17 protein-coding genes are annotated in these 18,480 nt (G+C 45.2%); 10 read left to right on the top strand and 7 right to left on the bottom strand.

The window, feature by feature from the left end; translation table 11 throughout:
* The first annotated feature begins 160 nt into the window (after window positions 1-160).
* From G6R11_RS14445 to G6R11_RS14425, 5 genes are all read left to right on the top strand, one after another.
* The gene (locus G6R11_RS14445) at window positions 161-802 is read left to right on the top strand and encodes an ABC transporter substrate-binding protein (RefSeq protein ID WP_163133793.1); all 642 of its coding nucleotides are present in this window, start codon (window positions 161-163) and stop codon (window positions 800-802) included.
* Window positions 803-905: 103 nt separating this feature from the next.
* On the top strand, window positions 906-2,171 hold the full coding sequence (yjeH, locus tag G6R11_RS14440; protein ID WP_163133792.1) for an L-methionine/branched-chain amino acid transporter: 1,266 nt from the start codon (window positions 906-908) through the stop codon (window positions 2,169-2,171).
* 167 nt (window positions 2,172-2,338) lie between these two features.
* A complete protein-coding gene (locus G6R11_RS14435) occupies window positions 2,339-2,968 on the top strand; it encodes a PEP-CTERM sorting domain-containing protein (RefSeq protein WP_163133791.1) in 630 nt (209 codons plus the stop codon).
* Window positions 2,969-3,283: 315 nt separating this feature from the next.
* Window positions 3,284-4,225: a DMT family transporter gene (locus tag G6R11_RS14430; RefSeq protein ID WP_163133790.1), complete on the top strand. Its 942-nt coding sequence runs from the start codon at window positions 3,284-3,286 to the stop codon at window positions 4,223-4,225.
* An 81-nt stretch (window positions 4,226-4,306) separates the two neighbouring features.
* Window positions 4,307-4,810, top strand: a complete 504-nt coding sequence (locus G6R11_RS14425) for a M48 family metallopeptidase (RefSeq protein ID WP_163133789.1) — start codon at window positions 4,307-4,309, stop codon at window positions 4,808-4,810.
* 20 nt (window positions 4,811-4,830) lie between these two features.
* Here G6R11_RS14425 and G6R11_RS14420 read toward each other — a convergent pair whose 3' ends face one another.
* Window positions 4,831-5,184 (bottom strand): DUF805 domain-containing protein, encoded by a 354-nt coding sequence (locus tag G6R11_RS14420; protein WP_163133788.1) that lies wholly within the window; start codon window positions 5,182-5,184, stop codon window positions 4,831-4,833.
* A gap of 536 nt (window positions 5,185-5,720) precedes the next feature.
* On the opposite strand from G6R11_RS14420, the gene G6R11_RS14415 reads away from it, so the two are divergent.
* From G6R11_RS14415 to G6R11_RS14400, 4 genes are read left to right on the top strand one after another with little or no spacing between them, the layout of a single operon-like run.
* Window positions 5,721-7,091: a TolC family protein gene (locus G6R11_RS14415; protein WP_240352479.1), complete on the top strand. Its 1,371-nt coding sequence runs from the start codon at window positions 5,721-5,723 to the stop codon at window positions 7,089-7,091.
* Between the two features lie 8 nt (window positions 7,092-7,099).
* On the top strand, window positions 7,100-8,086 hold the full coding sequence (locus G6R11_RS14410) for an HlyD family secretion protein (protein ID WP_163133786.1): 987 nt from the start codon (window positions 7,100-7,102) through the stop codon (window positions 8,084-8,086).
* A gap of 1 nt (window position 8,087) precedes the next feature.
* Complete coding sequence (locus G6R11_RS14405; RefSeq protein ID WP_163133785.1) at window positions 8,088-9,269, top strand: ABC transporter permease; 1,182 nt, start codon at window positions 8,088-8,090, stop codon at window positions 9,267-9,269.
* The gene (locus tag G6R11_RS14400) at window positions 9,266-10,438 is read left to right on the top strand and encodes an ABC transporter permease (protein WP_163133784.1); all 1,173 of its coding nucleotides are present in this window, start codon (window positions 9,266-9,268) and stop codon (window positions 10,436-10,438) included. Before G6R11_RS14405 ends, G6R11_RS14400 begins: the two co-directional genes overlap by 4 nt.
* Window positions 10,439-10,921: 483 nt before the next feature.
* Here G6R11_RS14400 and G6R11_RS14395 read toward each other — a convergent pair whose 3' ends face one another.
* The 5 genes from G6R11_RS14395 to G6R11_RS14375 all read right to left on the bottom strand — a co-directional run bounded on the left by G6R11_RS14395 (window position 10,922) and on the right by G6R11_RS14375 (window position 16,228).
* Entirely contained in the window at window positions 10,922-12,322 is a 1,401-nt protein-coding gene (locus G6R11_RS14395; RefSeq protein ID WP_240352478.1) for a HAMP domain-containing sensor histidine kinase, read from the bottom strand.
* Entirely contained in the window at window positions 12,261-12,941 is a 681-nt protein-coding gene (locus G6R11_RS14390; protein ID WP_163133783.1) for a response regulator transcription factor, read from the bottom strand. The genes G6R11_RS14395 and G6R11_RS14390 overlap by 62 nt, the downstream gene beginning before the upstream one ends.
* Before the next feature lie 55 nt (window positions 12,942-12,996).
* Entirely contained in the window at window positions 12,997-13,560 is a 564-nt protein-coding gene (locus tag G6R11_RS14385) for a PepSY domain-containing protein (RefSeq protein WP_163133782.1), read from the bottom strand.
* Between the two features lie 203 nt (window positions 13,561-13,763).
* Window positions 13,764-14,441: an ABC transporter substrate-binding protein gene (locus tag G6R11_RS14380; RefSeq protein ID WP_163133781.1), complete on the bottom strand. Its 678-nt coding sequence runs from the start codon at window positions 14,439-14,441 to the stop codon at window positions 13,764-13,766.
* A 119-nt stretch (window positions 14,442-14,560) separates the two neighbouring features.
* Window positions 14,561-16,228: a glycoside hydrolase family 5 protein gene (locus G6R11_RS14375; protein ID WP_163133780.1), complete on the bottom strand. Its 1,668-nt coding sequence runs from the start codon at window positions 16,226-16,228 to the stop codon at window positions 14,561-14,563.
* Between the two features lie 365 nt (window positions 16,229-16,593).
* Between G6R11_RS14375 and G6R11_RS14370 the strand changes: the two genes are divergently transcribed.
* The gene (locus tag G6R11_RS14370) at window positions 16,594-16,941 is read left to right on the top strand and encodes a hypothetical protein (protein WP_163133779.1); all 348 of its coding nucleotides are present in this window, start codon (window positions 16,594-16,596) and stop codon (window positions 16,939-16,941) included.
* Window positions 16,942-17,005: 64 nt separating this feature from the next.
* Here the strand turns inward: G6R11_RS14370 and G6R11_RS14365 are convergent, their stop codons facing one another.
* The gene (locus tag G6R11_RS14365) at window positions 17,006-18,277 is read right to left on the bottom strand and encodes an O-acetylhomoserine aminocarboxypropyltransferase/cysteine synthase family protein (protein ID WP_163133778.1); all 1,272 of its coding nucleotides are present in this window, start codon (window positions 18,275-18,277) and stop codon (window positions 17,006-17,008) included.
* Window positions 18,278-18,480 lie beyond the last annotated feature (203 nt).

The following is an 18,480-nucleotide window of genomic DNA, read 5'->3' as shown; positions in this document are numbered from 1 at the left end:
AAGGTTAAGTAAATGTTATTGCAGCTTATTTTGCACGCTCGCTTGTGTATTAGGGCTGTTTTCAACTTCTGCTTTTGCTGTTAGAAATATCAATTTAACCAGTGGTGAGTGGCCTCCTTATCTATCCATCAATTTGCCTAAAGGCGGTATAGCCGCGCAAATGGTTAGCGAAGCTTTCGCCCAGCAAGGCATAAATACCTATTACGGTTACTACCCCTGGAAGCGTTCCTTTGAGTATGCTCGACGCGGATTTGGCGCGGCAAGCTTTAAGTGGCACGGCAGCTTAGCGTGGATTGAAACCGAGCAACGTGATCAACATTTTTGGTTTAGTGACCCGATAGTGAGCGATAAAGAGATATTGTTTTCCTTAAAGTCGAAACCTGTAAATTGGCAAAAAATAGAAGACTTAGGCGGACTTAGGATTGGTGGCACCATGTTCTCTGTTTACCCAAGCTTAGAAGAAGCCACAAAAAACAATATCATTGCCTTAGAAAAGGTTGGCGATTATCAGAGCCTGTTTGAGCGTTTATTGTATAAACGTATCGACGCCGTAGCCCTAACTAAAACCGTTGCCCTGCACTACATGACTCATCACTTAACTGACGCAGAATTTCATCAAATTACCTATTCCGAAACCCTATTGGAGCAGCGTCACTACCGCTTGATGCTCTCGAAGCAACATCCAGAAAACCAGCACTATTTGCTGCAATTTAACCGAGGTCTCGCAAAGCTTAAAGCTAGCGGGCGCTATGCCGAGCTATTACTGCAGCTTAAATCACACTCGGCCAAACCGTTAAATTAACGGCAAACACCGACTATTTGCCGTAACTTTCCGCTACTTTTACTGCTTAAATATACTTTGATTGGCGTTATGCTTTCACTTTATCTATTAGCAGTGAAGATTCATGAGCCGCTTAAATAAACAACTTGGCATTAGCCAAGGTATCGCACTACTTGCCACCTCTTTACTCGGCACTGGCATATTTGTAATTCCCGCCATTTCAGCCAGCATCGCTGGGCGTAGCTCATTATTTGCATGGTTATTGCTGATTAGCTTAGTCCTGCCCATCGCCTTCACCTTTGCAGCATTAGGTAGGCGCTACCCCCATGCCGGCGGAGCCGCACATTTTGTTGCTAAAGCGTTGGGGCCTAGCGCAGAAAAACTCACGGCTTTTCTATTCATATCGGTATTACCAGTGGGTTTACCCGCGGCCTTGCTAATGGCCACGGGCTTTTGGCAGGCGGTGTTTACCATCACGCCCACTACGGCCCTGTTAATTCAACTAAGCACACTGTTCAGCATGTGGTTGCTAGGCATGGGTGGCGCTAAACTCTCTGGCAATATTCAAAGTTTAATTGCGATTGCCATCGTGCTTTTAGTGGCAGCGCTGTGGTGGCAAGGTGGCGTTGAAGCCAGCGACTATCATTTGCCCGAGCAGATCGACATTCCCAGTATTGTGCCTGCCTTAGCGGTAATGTTTTGGTGCTTTGTAGGTATTGAGGCCTTTGCCCATATGGGCGAAGAGTTTCGCCGGCCGGAGCGCGACTTCCCCATCGCTTTATTGCTCGGCGTATTTGTTGCTGGCGCTGTGTACTGGGCGACATCAGTAGTAGTGCTTAAATACGCAAGCTATGGCGATCAGCTGGCCAATACCCAATCTTTGCCGCATTTGGTAGCGATTATCTTTGGTCAAAAAGCCAAGTGGCTTGCCGCCATTGTTGGCTATTTAGCCTGTTACGCTAGCATTAACATTTATATCCAAGGTTTTGCGAGGCTACTTTGGAGCATGGCTGATGAGGGGCAAGTATTTAAGCCATTGGCGGGTCTGTCCAAAAACAAAATACCCCTGAATGCGCTAAGCACCATTGTTGCAGCTTGCGCGATAAGCTGTGTGCTGGCTTGGTTATTTGAGTTACCACTGGATGAGTTAATTCGCTATGCCAATGGCAATTTCATCGTGGTCTACCTACTGAGCATGGTGGCTGGCGTGATTCTACTTCGTGGATTTTTTAGGGTGCTAGCCCTTATAGGCATGCTGCTATGTGGCCTATTGTTAGTGGCCTTAGGCCAGCAAAGTATCTACGTATTAGTATTATGTTGTGTATTTTTAGCGATACAGCAACTAGTTAAGCTACTGCAAAGGCGCCTAAAGCCAGCAAAGCCGCATTAAAAGCCACCCATGCTCAAAGTGTCAGAAGTTTTTACATAACTTAATACAATATACTCACAAGCAAAAGTAACACATTGATAATAAACAATATTATAAATTGGCGCAGTTCCTGCTTTATTGGTCGACTTTAGTTATGCGACACAATATCAAATAGGAATATAATCAACATGTTAAACAGGTTTTTAAGCTTTTTTGCTGCATCGATACTGCTACTGTCGTCTGCCTTTGTAAGTACAGCAAGCGCAGGAGTAATTGTAGAGCCAACCCCTACCGGCGGCGGTTGCTGTGGTTTTGGTGAGCGCGGCTACTGGTTTGAAACCTTAGAAGACATGACTTTTGAATCAATTTGGCTATTAAACAGCTCTGGCGTATCGCAAAACTACGATTTACAAATTCTACAGTTTTCTGCAGCTCCTCCAGAGTTTGGCGCCTCAACTACCGACTTCACTCAGCTTGGTTTATTCGAAAACCAAAGTTCAAAGATTGATTTAAATCTAAACATTGCTGCTGGCACCATTTTGGGCTTCCTAGCCTATGATAACGACTTAAATGAAACGCCTTATTCACAAGACAGCACTCATACTATTGGCGCCAATGACATTAGTTTTACGCGACTAATCCGCCAAACCTTAAACAACAACGATGCTGTAAGCTCTGAAGCAGGCACCAGCGATATTGGTGCTATTGGTTTTGAGTACAGCTTAGGTCAAGCGCCAGCTACAGTGCCAGAGCCTTCAAGCTTGGCCATATTTGCTTTAGCATTACTTGGCTTAAGCGCTCGCCGCGTCAAAAAATAGTTCAAATTGATAAACAAAAAGCATCACCTCAGCGTGGTGCTTTTTTGTTTCAATTCCAGCTTGCGGCGAACATGCAATTGCCCTAGGCTAAAGATTCACCATCAAGGAAATGATATGACACTCATCTTCATCAAGCCTGCTCAAACAAGCAATGTAAGCCCACTTGGCGCTGCTATTGCCTTGGCGAAGCTGTGGCTGCTGCTTATTATTAGCAGCGGTGAAGATTAGTTATATTTTTCACTGGCTGCGAAGCGCAGCCAGACTCTTTTGCCCTTCGTAGCCTTATGCAACTCTTAATACAAGGCACGCAAGGATATGAATATTAGTAAATCTGGTTCTCGCTTCATCGCGTCTATGCCCCAACTTTCTGCAACTGCCAAAGGGCTCAGTTTAGCGTTAATCGCCACCGCGCTGTTTTCTCTCAAAGGCATTTGGATCAAGCTTGCCTACCAATTTGGTATCGATCCCGCCAGCTTAATGACCCTGCGAATGGCCTTTAGCCTGCCAATTTACTTGTTGCTGGCAATGTTTTGGTGGAAGCAAGGCCGACTAGAGCACCAAAAGCTAAAAGGGAATATATTGCTTGCGTCAATTGTAGGCATAGTCGGGTACTACCTCGCGAGCTTCCTAGATTTAAGCGGTTTGCAGTACATATCGGCGCCGCTTGAGCGAGTGGTATTGTACGCCTACCCTGGCTTTACCATTTTGTTGGCGTGGTGGGTGTACCGTCAAAAGCCGCAGTTGATTGTTGTGCTGGCCCTTCCCCTAAGCTGGATCGGTGTAGGCTTAATGATGTGGAGTGAAATGGGCCGGCAACATGATAGGCAGCAACTCCTGTGGGGCACAAGCCTTGTGGTTGCGAGCGCATTTAGTTTTGCTTTTTACTTGGTATTTAGCAAAAACATTGTGGCCAAAATTGGCAGCCAAGCCTTTACGCTTATCGCGATGATTGCAGCAAGCCTAGCCATCTTCATCCATTTCGCCTTGCAGGGAGATTTTACCTCTTTGGCTTCTTATCCAACACAAGTGTATTGGTATGCTGGCTACATGGCGCTGTTTTCTACGGTGATCCCTTCATTTCTGTTTAGTGAGGCAATCAATCGTATCGGCTCACAACGCACCGCGATAAGTGGCAGCGCTGGCCCAGTGTTTACCTTAATTATGGCGGCCTGGATACTAGGTGACAGCATTGGCTTACTACAACTACTTGGCATTAGCCTAGTGGTGGTAGCCGTTACCCTGTTAAACAAAAAATAAACCAAACCGGGCATGGCCTTAGGCTATGCCTGGTTTTACTCTCAGGTTACACTGCCGCATCTGCTTATTACTGCTAATCTCATGACTACACTTAAATATCTAGCCGCTTACCCTGAAGCACTCACGAGCAGGATTGAAGACTTGCTCACGCAGCAACGCTTGGCCGAGTTTATCTTAAACAAATACCCAACAACTCATGAGATCTACAGCGATAAAGCGTTACGCGACTATTGCTTAGCCCTTAAAAGCCAATATATGCGTAAATCGGCCCCTCTCAGTAAGGTGATTTACGACAAGAAGATCCATGTGGTGAACCATGCCCTAGGCTTACACAGCTATGTGTCGAGGGTGCAGGGAAGCAAACTTAAAAGTAAAAATGAGATAATAATCAGTAGCTTGTTTCAAAAAGTGCCGGAAGACTTTTTAAATATGATTGTGGTGCACGAACTGGCCCACCTAAAAGAAAAACAACATAACAAAGCTTTTTATCAGCTTTGCCAGCACATGTTGCCTAACTATCACCAACTAGAATTTGATATGCGGGTTTATCTAACTCAATTAGAAGAAGTTGGGCCAATCTACTAGCCCAACGATCAAAGCAAAGGCTAAGCCATCGCGCCTTCAGCTTTAGGGTTCGCGCCATAGTTATTATCGTCGTGACTATCTGAAGCTAAGAAAATCAGTAAGATAATAACGCCAACCAGTGGGATAAGTGCAATAAGCTGCCACCAACCAGTGCGCCCAGTATCATGCAAGCGTCTCGCTGCAATACTTAAGCTAGGCACAATTAAACCAATTGTTAGTATTAATGAAAGTAGTGGCAAGCCAATTAGCGCATCAATGATGTTAGCTACAATGCTAAAAATGAAGTAGAACAAGATGAACATCCAGTACTCTTTTCTACGAGCGCGTCCCGAAAAATCTGCGTATTTTTTTAATGCGCCAATAAAGTATTCCATTGTATTCCTTATATATTCTTTTTTACTAAACCAATCCAAAACCGGCGTAAACTGCGCCAGCACGAAATAAAGTTAAGCCATTGTTATAAAAGAAACTATGATATAAATCAGTAGGAGATTAATAAGCTAGGTTAAGTGTTCAACTATTGGCTAATTGCCACTGGCAAGCAAACCCTCTTGCATTGATTAAGCTCTCGAGATGGCGTGATAACCAACATTTGTTAGTTCCTCACCGCTAAAATACCAGTAGGCCAGTTCTTTAAAGCAAAAACTTCAGCTCTGTAAAGCGGCTACATTGGCGGTGTTTAGCCACCCAATAAAGCCCTTCTAGAATCATAGAAACTTACTTCAACAGTTTGTTTAGCAAAGTAATTACTGGGAAACACAACATCTTGCTACAAACTGTTCTAGGCTTAACAAATACTAAAAATGCTCGCTGCAAAGCACTTGAATAATACCGCCAGCATGCTGTAGAGTATTTACTCTAATTTCATAAGGACTGTGGGAAAGTGATAAGACACTTTTGGAGTATAAAGGTGGCTGGCCTGAGCTGCTTGCTGAGCCTATTACAGCCAGTAACGGCCAATGCCATTAGCTTTGAACAAGCTTGGCAAGAAGTACTTGAGAAAAACCAAAGCCTAGCTGCTAACAAAGAAAGCGTTGCCCGCAGCGAAGCCCTGCGCGAAGCCGCAAAAGACTTGTACTACCCCAAAGTAGATTTAACCGGTAACTACACTCGCTTAGAAAAGCCAGTATCGCTGGATTTAAAAGACCTAGAACCTCTCGCCTCCCTAGATTTAAGTGGGCTAGATCCAGCCCTAGGGCAAATTTTAGCGCCACTGTTAAACCTACCCACGGTAACTAACTTCACCGAACAAGACATTACCACCAGTTCAATTAGAGCCATTTGGCCACTCTACACCGGTGGCCGCCGCGGTGCCGCCATCGATATTGCCAGAGAACAAAATATTGAAGCGGGAAAAGTATTGGCCATGCAGCAGCAGGCCAAGTTTGAAGATTTAGCCAAGATCTACTTTGGCGTGGTATTGGCTGCACAGGTAGCTGAAACCTACAAAGACGTAGAAGATGGACTTAAGAAACATCAACGTAATGCATTGAAACTAGAGCAACAGGGACAAATAGCGTTTGTTGAGCGACTGCAAGCCGACGCCTCTTATGACAAAGCCAAGGTGGATACCAAAAAGGCTCTACGCAACTACCAAATTGCTCAACTGGCTTTAAAAGAACTATTGCACAGCAATCAAGCCATTCAACCCAGTACCAGCCTGTTCACCCATCCCGAGATCCCAGAACTTGAAAGCTTTATGTCGCATACCCTTAATAGTTACCCGGGTTTGGCGATACTAGACAGCAAGTCTGAGCAAGCGAAAAAGTTAGTCACTATTGCCAAAGGCAGTTACATGCCCGAGGTATACATGTTTGGTAACTACGACATTTATAAGGGTGATAGTTTAGCGGCTAAATACGCCCCAGATTGGATGGTTGGAGTGGGTGTATCGGTGCCTATTATTGATAACTCCGGTCGTTCCGGCAAAGTTAATGCAGCCAATAGCACGGTGGTGCAAATCTCTTATATACGCGCCCAAGCCGAGCGAGATCTAGGATTACTGGTAGAAAAAACCTACCGAGAAGCCGAGTTAGCCTTAGAAGAATACCAAGGCTTAGAATCTACCCTTGCGTTGGCTAAAGAGAATCTGCGTATTCGGCTTAAGGCTTTTAGCCAAGGTTTGGCGACCTCTTTAGATGTTGTGGATGCCGAGATGTACCAAGCTAGCGTAAAAACTCAGCGTCAATCTGCCGCGTACAGCCATGTAATCGCACTGGCTAAACTCACCGCCTTAAGTGGTGAAATGGCTAACTTTTCTCAATATTACCGATTTAACTAGGGTCTATTATGCGTAAATTTTCTGCTGTGTTACCCATTTTGCCCTTGGTGGCGATTATTGCTTGGGTTGGCTATTCATTTTGGCAAGCATACCAGCCTCAGCCTTACACATTACAAGGCCAGATAGAGGCTCAGCAATACAACATTTCCTCCAAAGTAGCTGGGCGGATTGATCAGGTATTAGTGCGCAAAGGCGACCAAGTAGAACCAGGGCAACTGATATTTTCAATCACCAGCCCCGAGCTTGATGCAAAGTTAGAGCAAGCTAAAGCAGGACAGCAAGCGGCAACAGCCATGGCAGAGCAAGCCGAAAACGGCGCTCGAGCACAAGAAATTGCCGCCGCCAAAGACCAATGGCAAAAGGCTCTAGCCGCCGCTAACTTAGCCGAAAAAACCTATCAGCGAGTCGATAATCTTTATAAAGATGGCGTAGTAGCCGAACAAAAACGCGACGAAGCCTACACCCAATGGCAAGCAGCTCGTTATACCGAAAACGCCGCGTCACAAATGTATCAACTGGCAAAAGAAGGCGCGCGTGATGAAACCAAACGCGCCGCCTCTGAACAAGCCCGCGCGGCAGCTGGCGTAGTGGCAGAAGTTGAAGCATTTACCAGCGACACCTTAGTGACAAGCTGGCATTCGGGCGAGGTAAGCCAACTGCTGTTACAAAGCGGTGAATTGGCTCCTACTGGCTTCCCAGTGGTGTCGATTATTGACATGCAAGATGCCTGGTTGGTTTTACATGTTCGTGAAGACCAACTAAGTCAATTTCAAAAAGGGCAGCAGTTTAGTGCCAATCTTCCAGCGCTAGATAATCAAAGCTATAAGTTTGAAGTAGCCCATGTGGCCGTGATGGGCGATTTTGCCACTTGGCGCGCCACCGATAGCCGCACTGGCTTTGATTTACGCACCTTTGAAGTAGAAGCACGCCCTTTGCAACAAATTGAGCAACTACGCGTAGGCATGAGCGCCATTGTTGAGCTTGAGCAACCTTAAGATGAATGCCACCAGCGAGCCATCGCTCAGCTTAAGGCAACTGTTTATTCAACAGTGCTTACTACTGCGCGATAACGCTTGGTTAATGGCTATGCTCACTTGGTTGCCACTACTGGCTTTTTTAGCTGTGTGGTGGGTATTTTCGTCGGGCTTAACTCGCGAGCTCCCTATTGCGGTAGTCGACCATGACCACAGCCAATTATCGCGCAGCCTAATTGGCCACTATGACGCCAGCCCAACACTGCAAGTGCGCAGCGTTTATAGTGAACCACAAGCTCGATCGCTGCTACGCACTGGCGATGTGTCTGCGTTAGTGATTATTCCAGCCAATCTAGAAAAACACACTAAGTTGGCACAAACACCTACGGTTGCTGCCTACTACAACAGCCAATTCATGGTAATAGGCAAGCAAGTCAACTCTGCGCTGCAGCAGGCTCATGGTACTTTTAGTGCCAAAGTTGCGGTGGCAAAAGCGCTTAGCCATGGCAATACCCAAACCTTACAAGCTTTGGGCAATGCGGTTCCTATTCGCAATCAAATCAGTGCCTTATATAACGGTAATAGCAACTACGCCCAGTTTATTGTGTCTGCTGCCCTGCCAGCTTTTTGGCAAATTTTGATCATGGCGGTAATGATTTTGGCGCTAGGTGCAGAGCTAAAAAACAATAGCTTTAAAGATTGGTTAGCAAGCCAAGCATGGCAAAAGCTGGCGATAAAACTCAGCTTTTTTGGAGGCTTGTTATGGCTGCAAGGCGTACTGCTTTGTACCCTGATGTTCCACGGCTTTGACTGGCCAATGCGAGGTTCTTGGAGTGTATTATTGCTAGCTTTGCTGCTGTGCGTGCTAGCTTCACAAGCGATAGCGTTGATCTTTATGTTGTTGTTTCAAGACGTCGCCCGGGCACTCAGTTTTGCTGGCGCACTTACTGCGCCCAGTTTTGCCTTTATGGGAGTGACCTTCCCGGTGAGCGACATGCCTTGGTTTGCTCAGTTTTGGCGTCAACTCATCCCAATCACCCATTATATAGAAGTGCAAATAGCCCAAGCCAACTACGGGGCTAGTGTCGCGCAATCACTGCCCAACTTATCAGCTTTGTTAGTATTTGGATTGGCCTTTATTAGTGCTGCCTTTTTGGTAAAAATGCGCTTTGCTAAGCCAGCACAACTAGGGCATAACACATGAAAACAGCCTTAGTGATGCGCTTGGAACTTCGCCGAATAATGGGCAATCGCGCCCTGCTATTAACGGTGTTTGGCGGTTTGCTACTTTACGCATTTTTGTACCCCCAACCTTATTTAAACCAAACTCCCCTTCAGCAACCCATTGCAGTGATTAATGCCGATGGCAGTCAACTAAGTCGGCAATTAATTCGCATGGTCGACGCTAGCCCTTTGCTGCAAGTGACCAGCCAAGTAGCCAGTATAGAACAAGCCCAACAACAGTTAATCGAAAGGAAAGTGGGCGGTTTGTTAGTTATCCCCGAGCATTTTTATCGCGATGTATTAATGGGTAGATCGCCGACGCTGTCTTACGCAGGAGATGCCTCATACTTTTTGGTTTATGGCACTATTGTGCAAGGTTTAGCCAGCACCTCTGGCACCTTAGCCGCTCAAGTAAAAGTGGCAAAAATGGTAGCCGATGGCATCCCACTAGCACTTGCTAGCACCTTGCATTCGCCAATCCAACTAAGTGCTAATGCGGCCTTTAACGCCCACCAAGGTTACTTGGACTATGTTATTCCGGCGGTATTTGTGGTGATTTTGCACCAAACGCTACTGATTGCAGTCGGATTACACGCAGCGCCAGCAGCCTCTAGCTCACAAGCTAAGCTCTTGCGCTATGCTGCCCCGTGGCAGCTAGTGCTATGCCGTAGTGTGATTTTTGCTGCTATGTACAGTGTAATGAGCAGCTTTTATTTTGGCGTGGTGCTTAATTTCTATGGAGTGCATCACTGGGCGAGTGTTTCTCAGATATGCCAGTTGCTGCTACCGTTTTTAATCGCGACTGCCGGCTTAGCTCAGTGCATAGCGGTGTTATTACCTAAACGCGATTACGCCACCATTGTTGGTTTAATGACCTCATTACCTACGGTGTTTGTGTGTGGTTTTATCTGGCCGTTGAGCTCTATTCCACCAGCCATTAATATTTTGGCAGACCTGATCCCGGCCAAACCCATGGTCTTAGCCATGTTAAAGGTCAACCAAATGGGTGCCAGCTTTAGTGAAATACAAGCTCATTTTACTCATCTATGGCTGCTCGCCATTACTTTTAGCGGTTTAGCATTGGCTTTACTTTATCGGCAAAAAGCGACAGTTTTCCGCTCTCTTCACCGTGCTGAAAAGCTGCTTTAATAAGCTCAATAAAGCAGTCCTTATCAAACATTAACGAAATCATTACTTTAATTAGAAAACAGAAAAACAATTTTCATAACTTCGGATAGCTCACATCTTTAAACACAAAAGCAACAAGTCATCAACATTAGTCACAATTTTATCTGTCCATTCTGTAAACAAATTTGTGCAGTGCTAAGTTGGTGAAGTAGAGCAATTTGCTCGCACCTTGCAACCTTGGTTTAGGCCGGTTGTGCGTGCGATTAGGCCGTTTGCCTGACGCATCAGTGATTAACATTGGATGGTGGGGAATACTATGGAACAGTTTTATTTTACTTATTACGTAAACTACTTTGCACGAAAAGCTAACAAGCTAAAGAAGGCAAAAGTACATTCATAAGTTGCTCTTTGTAACACAGGCCTTCTCTGTATTATCTGTTGCCAGAATTGATAAGACCTTAAAAACCAGCCTTGCTTGCAAGGCTGGTTTTTACTTTTTCCCGCTTAGCTAAACACTACAATAACCTGTAAACCGCTTTGCTGATTGAGCAATTTTATCTCGCCACCATGTAGTCGAACAATCGCCCGAACCAATGGCAAGCCAAGACCATAACCGGGGCTGTGGCGACTACTCTCTAAACGGTACAAACGCTGGAATACCTTATCCAATTCTTCCTCGGGGATGCCAGGGCCAGTGTCACTTAGCTCAAAGCCATTGGCCTTAACAGTTAATTGAATTTGCGCCTGTTCACCAGCGTATTTACTGGCATTTTCCAGTAAGTTATAAATGGCGCGGAACAATAAAGTGGCGTCACCTTGTAGCTTACACGGCTGCTCAAGCGTTAATGAAATATCCTGTTGGCGCTCTGCACAAAGTGGCTGAATTAATTCAACGGCGTCTTCGGCAATGTTTTCCAGTTGTAACTGGCTAAAATTAGACTGCTGCTGATGCTCTAAGCGCGTTAGCTCCAACATGGAACTAAAGGTCGCTAATATTCCATCTAGCTCCTGCAGCATACTGGCCAGTTGTTCCGCGCTCACCGCTTGCTGTTCACTATCGAGCAGGGCTTGTTCTAAGCGTAAACGTAGGCGACCTAAAGGCGTGCGAAGATCATGAGCAATCGCATCGGTTACGCCAGCGATGGCATCAAAAGAATGCTCCACTTGCGCTAGCATCTTGTTAATGTGCGTCGCCATATGATCGAACTCATCATTGCGCGGACTTAAAGCAACGCGAGCGCTTAGCTCCCCTGCCTCTACTTGTTGAGCGATCTGATTAATGCCGTTTACCCGTCGCAGAACCTGGGCGGAGAAAAACCAGCCTGTTACTAAGCCTAAGGCTAGCGCTAAACTCAGTGCAACAATGCTTGCCTGAATGAAGTGCTCGCGTAAATCAAACAGCGCTTCATCATCACTGGCCACCAATAAACGGCCGCTATCCAAGGTTTGCACGCAGCCTGAATAAAGACGGATTTTGTTGTAGTTATACACCGGAAAGCGCGCTAGCACAGGGCACTGAGCCAAGCGCTTAGGAATGCTATCTAAGCGCCCGTAAGTCTTGCTTCCATCGTCATAAGCCAATACAAACTGGCGAGACTGCTCGGCTTGTAATAGAAACTGATTGATGAAATCTTGAGGGTTTAACTCTTCGGCCAACAGGGTTTGCTGTTGAACCAGTTGATCGAGCTGCTGAGCTTGGCTACGACTTAATTGACCAATGCTGAGCTGATACAGCACCCACAGCAAAATCCCCACTACTAACATCAGCAGTGCGGTATACATTCGAGTTAAACGCCAAATTGAACTATTGCGGGTTAACCGCCACGCGTAGCCCGTTTGACGTTTATTTTTCCACCATGCGGTAACCGACGCCACGTACGGTTTCAAGTAAGGCACTATGGCCATCTAGCTCTACCTTTTTGCGTAAACGTGCCACGTGCACATCAATAACATTGGTTTGTGGATCAAAGTCGTAATTCCATACCGCTTCAAACAATAAGGTGCGGGTTACTACTTGACCAGCGTGCTCCATTAAGTAGCGTAATAACTTAAACTCTTTGGGCTGCAGTAGTATTTCTTGTTGGCCGCGCCATACTCGCCTAGCTAATAGGTCCATGCTTAAATCGGCCACTTGCAGCTTGTTTAAACTTGGTTCGGCTTGGCCCCGTTGGCGCTGTAGCAATATTTCGATACGCACCAAAAGCTCAGCTAAGGCAAAGGGTTTTACTAGGTAATCGTCACCGCCTTCGCGCAAACCCTTGACTCGCTCATCAACGCTGTCTAGGGCACTGAGTATTAGCACCGGCAAGTGTTTATTGGCATTTCGCAAGGTAGACAACACCGTTAAACCATCTAGCTTGGGCAACATGCGGTCTAGTACAATCAGCTGATAGTCATGCTCTAAGGCTAAAAATAAACCTTCTTGGCCATCACTGGCCACATCTACTTGATACCCTTGCTCACTAAGTGCCCGATGCAAAAATTGCTGGGTAGTCTGGTCGTCTTCTACGATTAATATTCGCACATTGCTTACCTCAAAAATGCTAAGAGGTAGCCCTTGGCTACCTCTGTCACTCAGCTTAGTGTTTTAGTACCGGAATGGTTTCGCCACTTGCTACATCAACAATCACTCGCTGTTTGCCTTGCTCACCCAGTAGCTTGAACTTATAAAAAGTAATGCCTTTTTCGTTTTCTAATTCGAACTCAATAACCTGCGCTTGGTATTTGTTGTTCAGCATGGCTACTGTTTGTTGCAAAGACAACTCTGATTCAGCTAACTGCTCTAGTGCTATACGCTCATCTTCATCTAACTTGCTAACGCCTAGAATGCTTAATTTACTGCTTTCATTTTTCAACATTTCGCCATCGGCTAGGCTCAGCTTTAGTTTGTGCTTTTGCTCTTGAGCTAGGTTTACTACATCTACTTCATAAACAGCTTGGCCACGGTAATCATCTAACTCTAGCTCGGTTATTTGCCCTGGATATGTGTTATGCACTTTTTCAATGGCTTGCTCTAGGCTAAAACCTGCTTTTTTAATCGCTAGTGCAGACAGTGCATCGTCATCGGCCATTACTGCGGTAGACGTTAATGCAACCGCAGCTGCAACACAGATTTTTTTTGATAATTTAATTGGAAGTTTCATTTGGCTAATCCTCGTTGTGTAATCGACATGAGCAGATTACTAAAACCGCCCTTACCGCAAGGTGGCCACAACATTACATTTTGTTCATCTTAGTAAAAACACTAAAAAGCCGCGCAACAAAGCACTTAACTATTCGCCAAATAATAGCCTTTATAGGAATAAAATAAACGATTAATCAATTACTTCTAATAGAGCTTGGCTAATTACTCTTGCCTTTGAGCGAGTGGCTCAGTAGTGAATTTTTGTAATACTTCGGCTAACTGCTCAGCTTTATCTTGATGTTTGTTATGAAGGAAGTGGTACAGCGGGACGTAGTCGAGCGCGGGGCTCACTGTGGTTATTTGCTTATGCCAATACTTTTTAATCACATACTCTCCAATAGATAGCGGCAATATCACAACATCTACCCGCTCTCTGCCTAGCATAGTGAGAGCTTGGTGAGCTGAGTTAAAAAACTGAGTATCACTATGGTTGTGCAATTTGTCTTCTAGAAACAAATGGCCACGCACCCCGGCCACCCGGTATTGCTGCAAACTTTGCCAATCCGTCACCACTGCTTTATCTTTTTTAACAAAAGCAGCAATGGTGATATGCCCCACCGCTACCGGGATTAAAATATGATTAGGGAGGTAGGCGCTAGCGTAGCGGGTTCTGGCCAGCTCGGCATCAATATGGTGATTATCTCTAGCATGATGCAAAGAGCGCTTGGCAGGCATAGGAACAATTTCCACTGTATAACCAAGCTCTGAATAGGCAGCTGTTACCGTATCACGTACTTGAGGATAAGCAGCAATGGTTTCAGCGGTAGAGATGCGTAAACTGGGCTCAGCACTCACCCCAGCACACCAGAGTGTTAGCATAAACAAACAGGCAGTTCGCATGCTATTTCCTTAACCTAAAAAGGAAGTAATAACTGACAATCTACTTTTTATTGTAGCTAATTACTGGCTAAATCAAGCCGCCATATTGATAAACATGTTCATTTATTGACCTAAGTTAATTAGGGCTTAGCCAAACGCTGCTTAAACAATTCAATTAAGGGCTGATTTGCATTGCTCTCCGTTGGCAAGCGTCCATAGCCATAATATAAAGCAAAGGCGTCTTCATGGTAGCTGTGAAAGTTAAAGTGAGTTTGATACTGGTCTACCACATCCAGCACATCGCTCATCCATTGCAAGCCACCACGTTGTTGCTCGAAACAACCTCGAATACAGCCAAACTCACCTAAATAGAGTGGCACCTGCTGTTGCTCGCCCCATTGCTCTATAGGCGCAATGATTCTCTCGATTAAGGGCTTGTCCCACGCAACAATATCGCTAACACCATTTTGAAAATCTAATCGTAGCTGAACATGGCTGCTCGCTCCTGTTCCTCGAGTTTTTATCCAACCTGAAATCTGATAATAATGGTCAAGCTTAGGCACTACAAATTGCTGCGAACTACCATTGTTGGCATCGCTAGTCGTCTCGCTAATCTGCAATATGTCTTCACCACCTTGGCGAAGATGCTGTGAACGGCCTCGCTGATTAGCAGACCACAAATACCAATCGGCTTGGCGGCTTAGATCGATTTCAATCTCTCGTAACAAGGTTTCACCATCGGGCGCATATTCCTTAATCACTACCTGTTTAAACCAGCTATCTCCCGCATTGTTTGCAGAAACTAAAGCCGGATAAATAAGATCTACTTTTGAGTCTTGATGTTGCAGTTTTTTGCCTTCGACATACTGCCAATCGCTATCGCTACTTATAGAAGGGTTATCAAACTGAGCGCCATACCAGTTGGGCGAACCAATTACTTTTACGCGATTAGGGTCTGGGTAAGTGGCCGGAACCTGATATTGGCGTAACCATGAAGCTTGCTGATGGCTAAATGCCATGGGCTCATAAAAGTGGTATTGATAGACGATGTTGGGATCATCTAACTTAAAGAAGTTCTGCTGCTCATCTATTTGCCACTGCCCCTTAACGGCCAGTAAGCGCTCGACAAAAATCATCTGTTGCTGATTAACTTGGCGAATAGCGGCTACCAATTCGCTGGCCAAATTTTCCCATTGTTGCTTGCTTTGGGTAGTCACTGGCTCATTCAGCAAATCTAATGCGGCGACATTAGGGTGGCCCTTATAACGCTTGGCAATGGCTTGCCATAACTTGATTAAACGCTGCTGATTGCTAGGCTCATCCCACAGTGCTTCTCCACGTCCATTAGACTGAAATCCGCCCTGAGGAACATGCATGTTAAGTACAAGGTAAATGCCATGTTTTTCTGCCCATTGCACATTTTTGTCTAACCAATCCCAACCCGACTGATGATAAACATAAGGCGCGCTATCGCTTTCAAAGGTTTGATAATTTAGATAAAAACGGATGCTATTAAAGCCCATTTGCTTAAGGCGAATAAAATCTTGCTCGTTGTGATGCTGACTAGGAATCCGAGTATTCGCCCAAACTTCATTACCAAAAGCCACGCCTTTTAAACGTATCTTTTCACCTTGGCCATTCACAATAAAACGGCCATCTACGCGCAGTCGTAAGTTGTCATCATATGGGCTTGCGGCTTGATAGGTTTGAACCTGTTCCAGTGCCAACTCCGGCTTACCCCCTGCTGCACTGCAGGCCAGCAAGTTTAATAGTACCGCTGCAACTATTACTGATAAAACAAGCCGCATGACTCTTCCTTTTTAGGCTAGCAAAACCACATTGCGATTATAAGCAGCACTACAAAGAGAAACTGAAGCCAAGTTCAACTAATTGAAGAATATGAAAAATCGTTAGACTTGGTTAAATAAAGCCAACAATAGCAATCAATAGCACAGAACGGACAAACAAACAGGAAATGGCCAAAAAAGCGTAAAGCTCTAGTAGGCACCACCAAGAAAGCCTTAATAAGTCGAAAGGTAATGCAATATTGAAATAAAAACACGAAACAGAAGCGAAGCGAGAAAATATCAACTTTTAGTCAGCGTTGCATCAAACATTCATTTGCATCAATAATCCCTAACGCCATGAAATATATTATAAAAAGAGAAAACAAATGAAGTCATTACTAATCAGCGCAATTCTGTTCAGTACATCAATCGTTCCTGTTGCTGGAGCGTCTGAGGCCATCCAAGAAGGTGAAATTAGCAACATTCATTATCGAAATGAGTATTTGAACTTTAAAGTTCAGCATACCAACAGCAGTGGTGAAGCAGTTAACAGTTGTGAGATGTGTGGGCCAGATATCTCTGGACACGCCAATGGCGGTTTTTGCTACATCGACAAGAACGATCAAAACCTAATAACTTTGTTCCTGGCGTCTTCCATGAACAACAAGCAAGTTTCAGCTCGCGTAGAATCTTGGAGTAACTGCAAGGTGTATGACTTCCGCATCGATAAATAGCGGTAATTAGCCTACAAAAAAGCCGACAGTACGTCGGCTTTCTACTTTTAAGCAACCTAAGAATTTAAGCTTTATCTAGCGCCTGGCTAACATCCGCAATAATATCATCGATGTTTTCAATGCCCACTGAGATGCGAATCAAGTCGGCACTTACCCCAGCTTTAGCAAGCTCTTCATCATTTAACTGACGGTGAGTAGTAGACGCAGGGTGGCAGGCCAATGATTTAGCATCGCCAATATTCACCAAACGTAAAATCATCTCTAATGCATCGATGAAACGACCGCCAGCTTCTTTGCCGCCTTGAATCCCAAAGCTCAGAATGCCTGAGGCCTTGCCACCAGAGATTTTCTGACAAGCGTCGTGGTATGGGCTGCTTGGTAAAGCAGCATAGTTTACCCACTCAACTTTAGGGTGCTGTTTTAAGTAAGCAGCGAGTTTTTCGGCGTTTTCGCAGTGGCGTTCCATACGCAAGCCCAGTGTTTCTAAACCTTGCATAATTTGGAAGGCATTCATTGGAGAAATAGCTGCGCCGGTATTACGTAGAGGAACAACTCGGCAACGACCAATATAAGCAGCAGGGCCGAGTGCTTCGGTGTAAACCACGCCATGGTAGGAAGGATCTGGCTCGTTTAGAATTTTGAAACGCTCTTTATTAGCCACCCAGTCAAACTTACCAGAATCAACGATAATGCCGCCGATCGAGGTACCGTGACCACCAATGTATTTGGTTAGCGAGTGAATGACGATGTCAGCACCAAGCTCAATAGGACGACATAAAAACGGCGTAGCAACGGTATTATCTACCATTAAAGGCAAGCCATGCTTGTGAGCAATTTCAGCCAGCTTAACCAAATCTACGATGTTACCTGCTGGGTTACCGATAGATTCACAGAAAATTGCTCGAGTATTCTCATCAATAGCGGCTTCAAAGCCTGCGTAGTCATCAGCCGATACCATGCGCACATCAATGCCCTGCTTAGGAAAGCTATGAGCAAACAGGTTGTAAGTTCCGCCATACAGCTGGCTAGTGCTCACAATGTTAGTGCCTACTTCACAAATACACTGAATTGCATAGGTAATTGCCGCCATGCCAGAGGCCAAAGCCAAACCCGCAATGCCTCCTTCCATGGCCGCAACGCGCTGCTCTAGCACATCAGTTGTTGGGTTCATGATGCGGGTATAAATATTCCCTGGAACCTTTAAATCAAACAGGTCGGCACCATGCTGAGTATCATCAAAAGTATACGAAGTGGTTTGATAAATAGGCACCGCGGCCGCTTTGGTGGTCGCTTCTGACTCATAGCCATGGTGAAGTGCTAAAGACTCTAATTTCATTACTGTTCTCGCTACTAAAGGAATATAACAACCCTGTTTGTCAGCGCTCTTAGCTGGCAATTCCATTTATTGCTGGCCACCAACAATAAACCGAGGATCAACGTAAAGTGTTAGTTGTAGCCTAAACTAGGCCTGAAAAGATAATAGAAGTATCGCGCTTTGTGATCCATCGCTAGGCAAACTTTGTCAGCTCAGTTTGATAA

This window comes from Agarivorans sp. Alg241-V36 (assembly GCF_900537085.1).
Lineage (GTDB): Bacteria > Pseudomonadota > Gammaproteobacteria > Enterobacterales > Celerinatantimonadaceae > Agarivorans.
The sequence above is the reverse complement of the archived record's forward strand: the minus strand, read 5'-3'. Positions and strand labels throughout refer to the sequence as shown.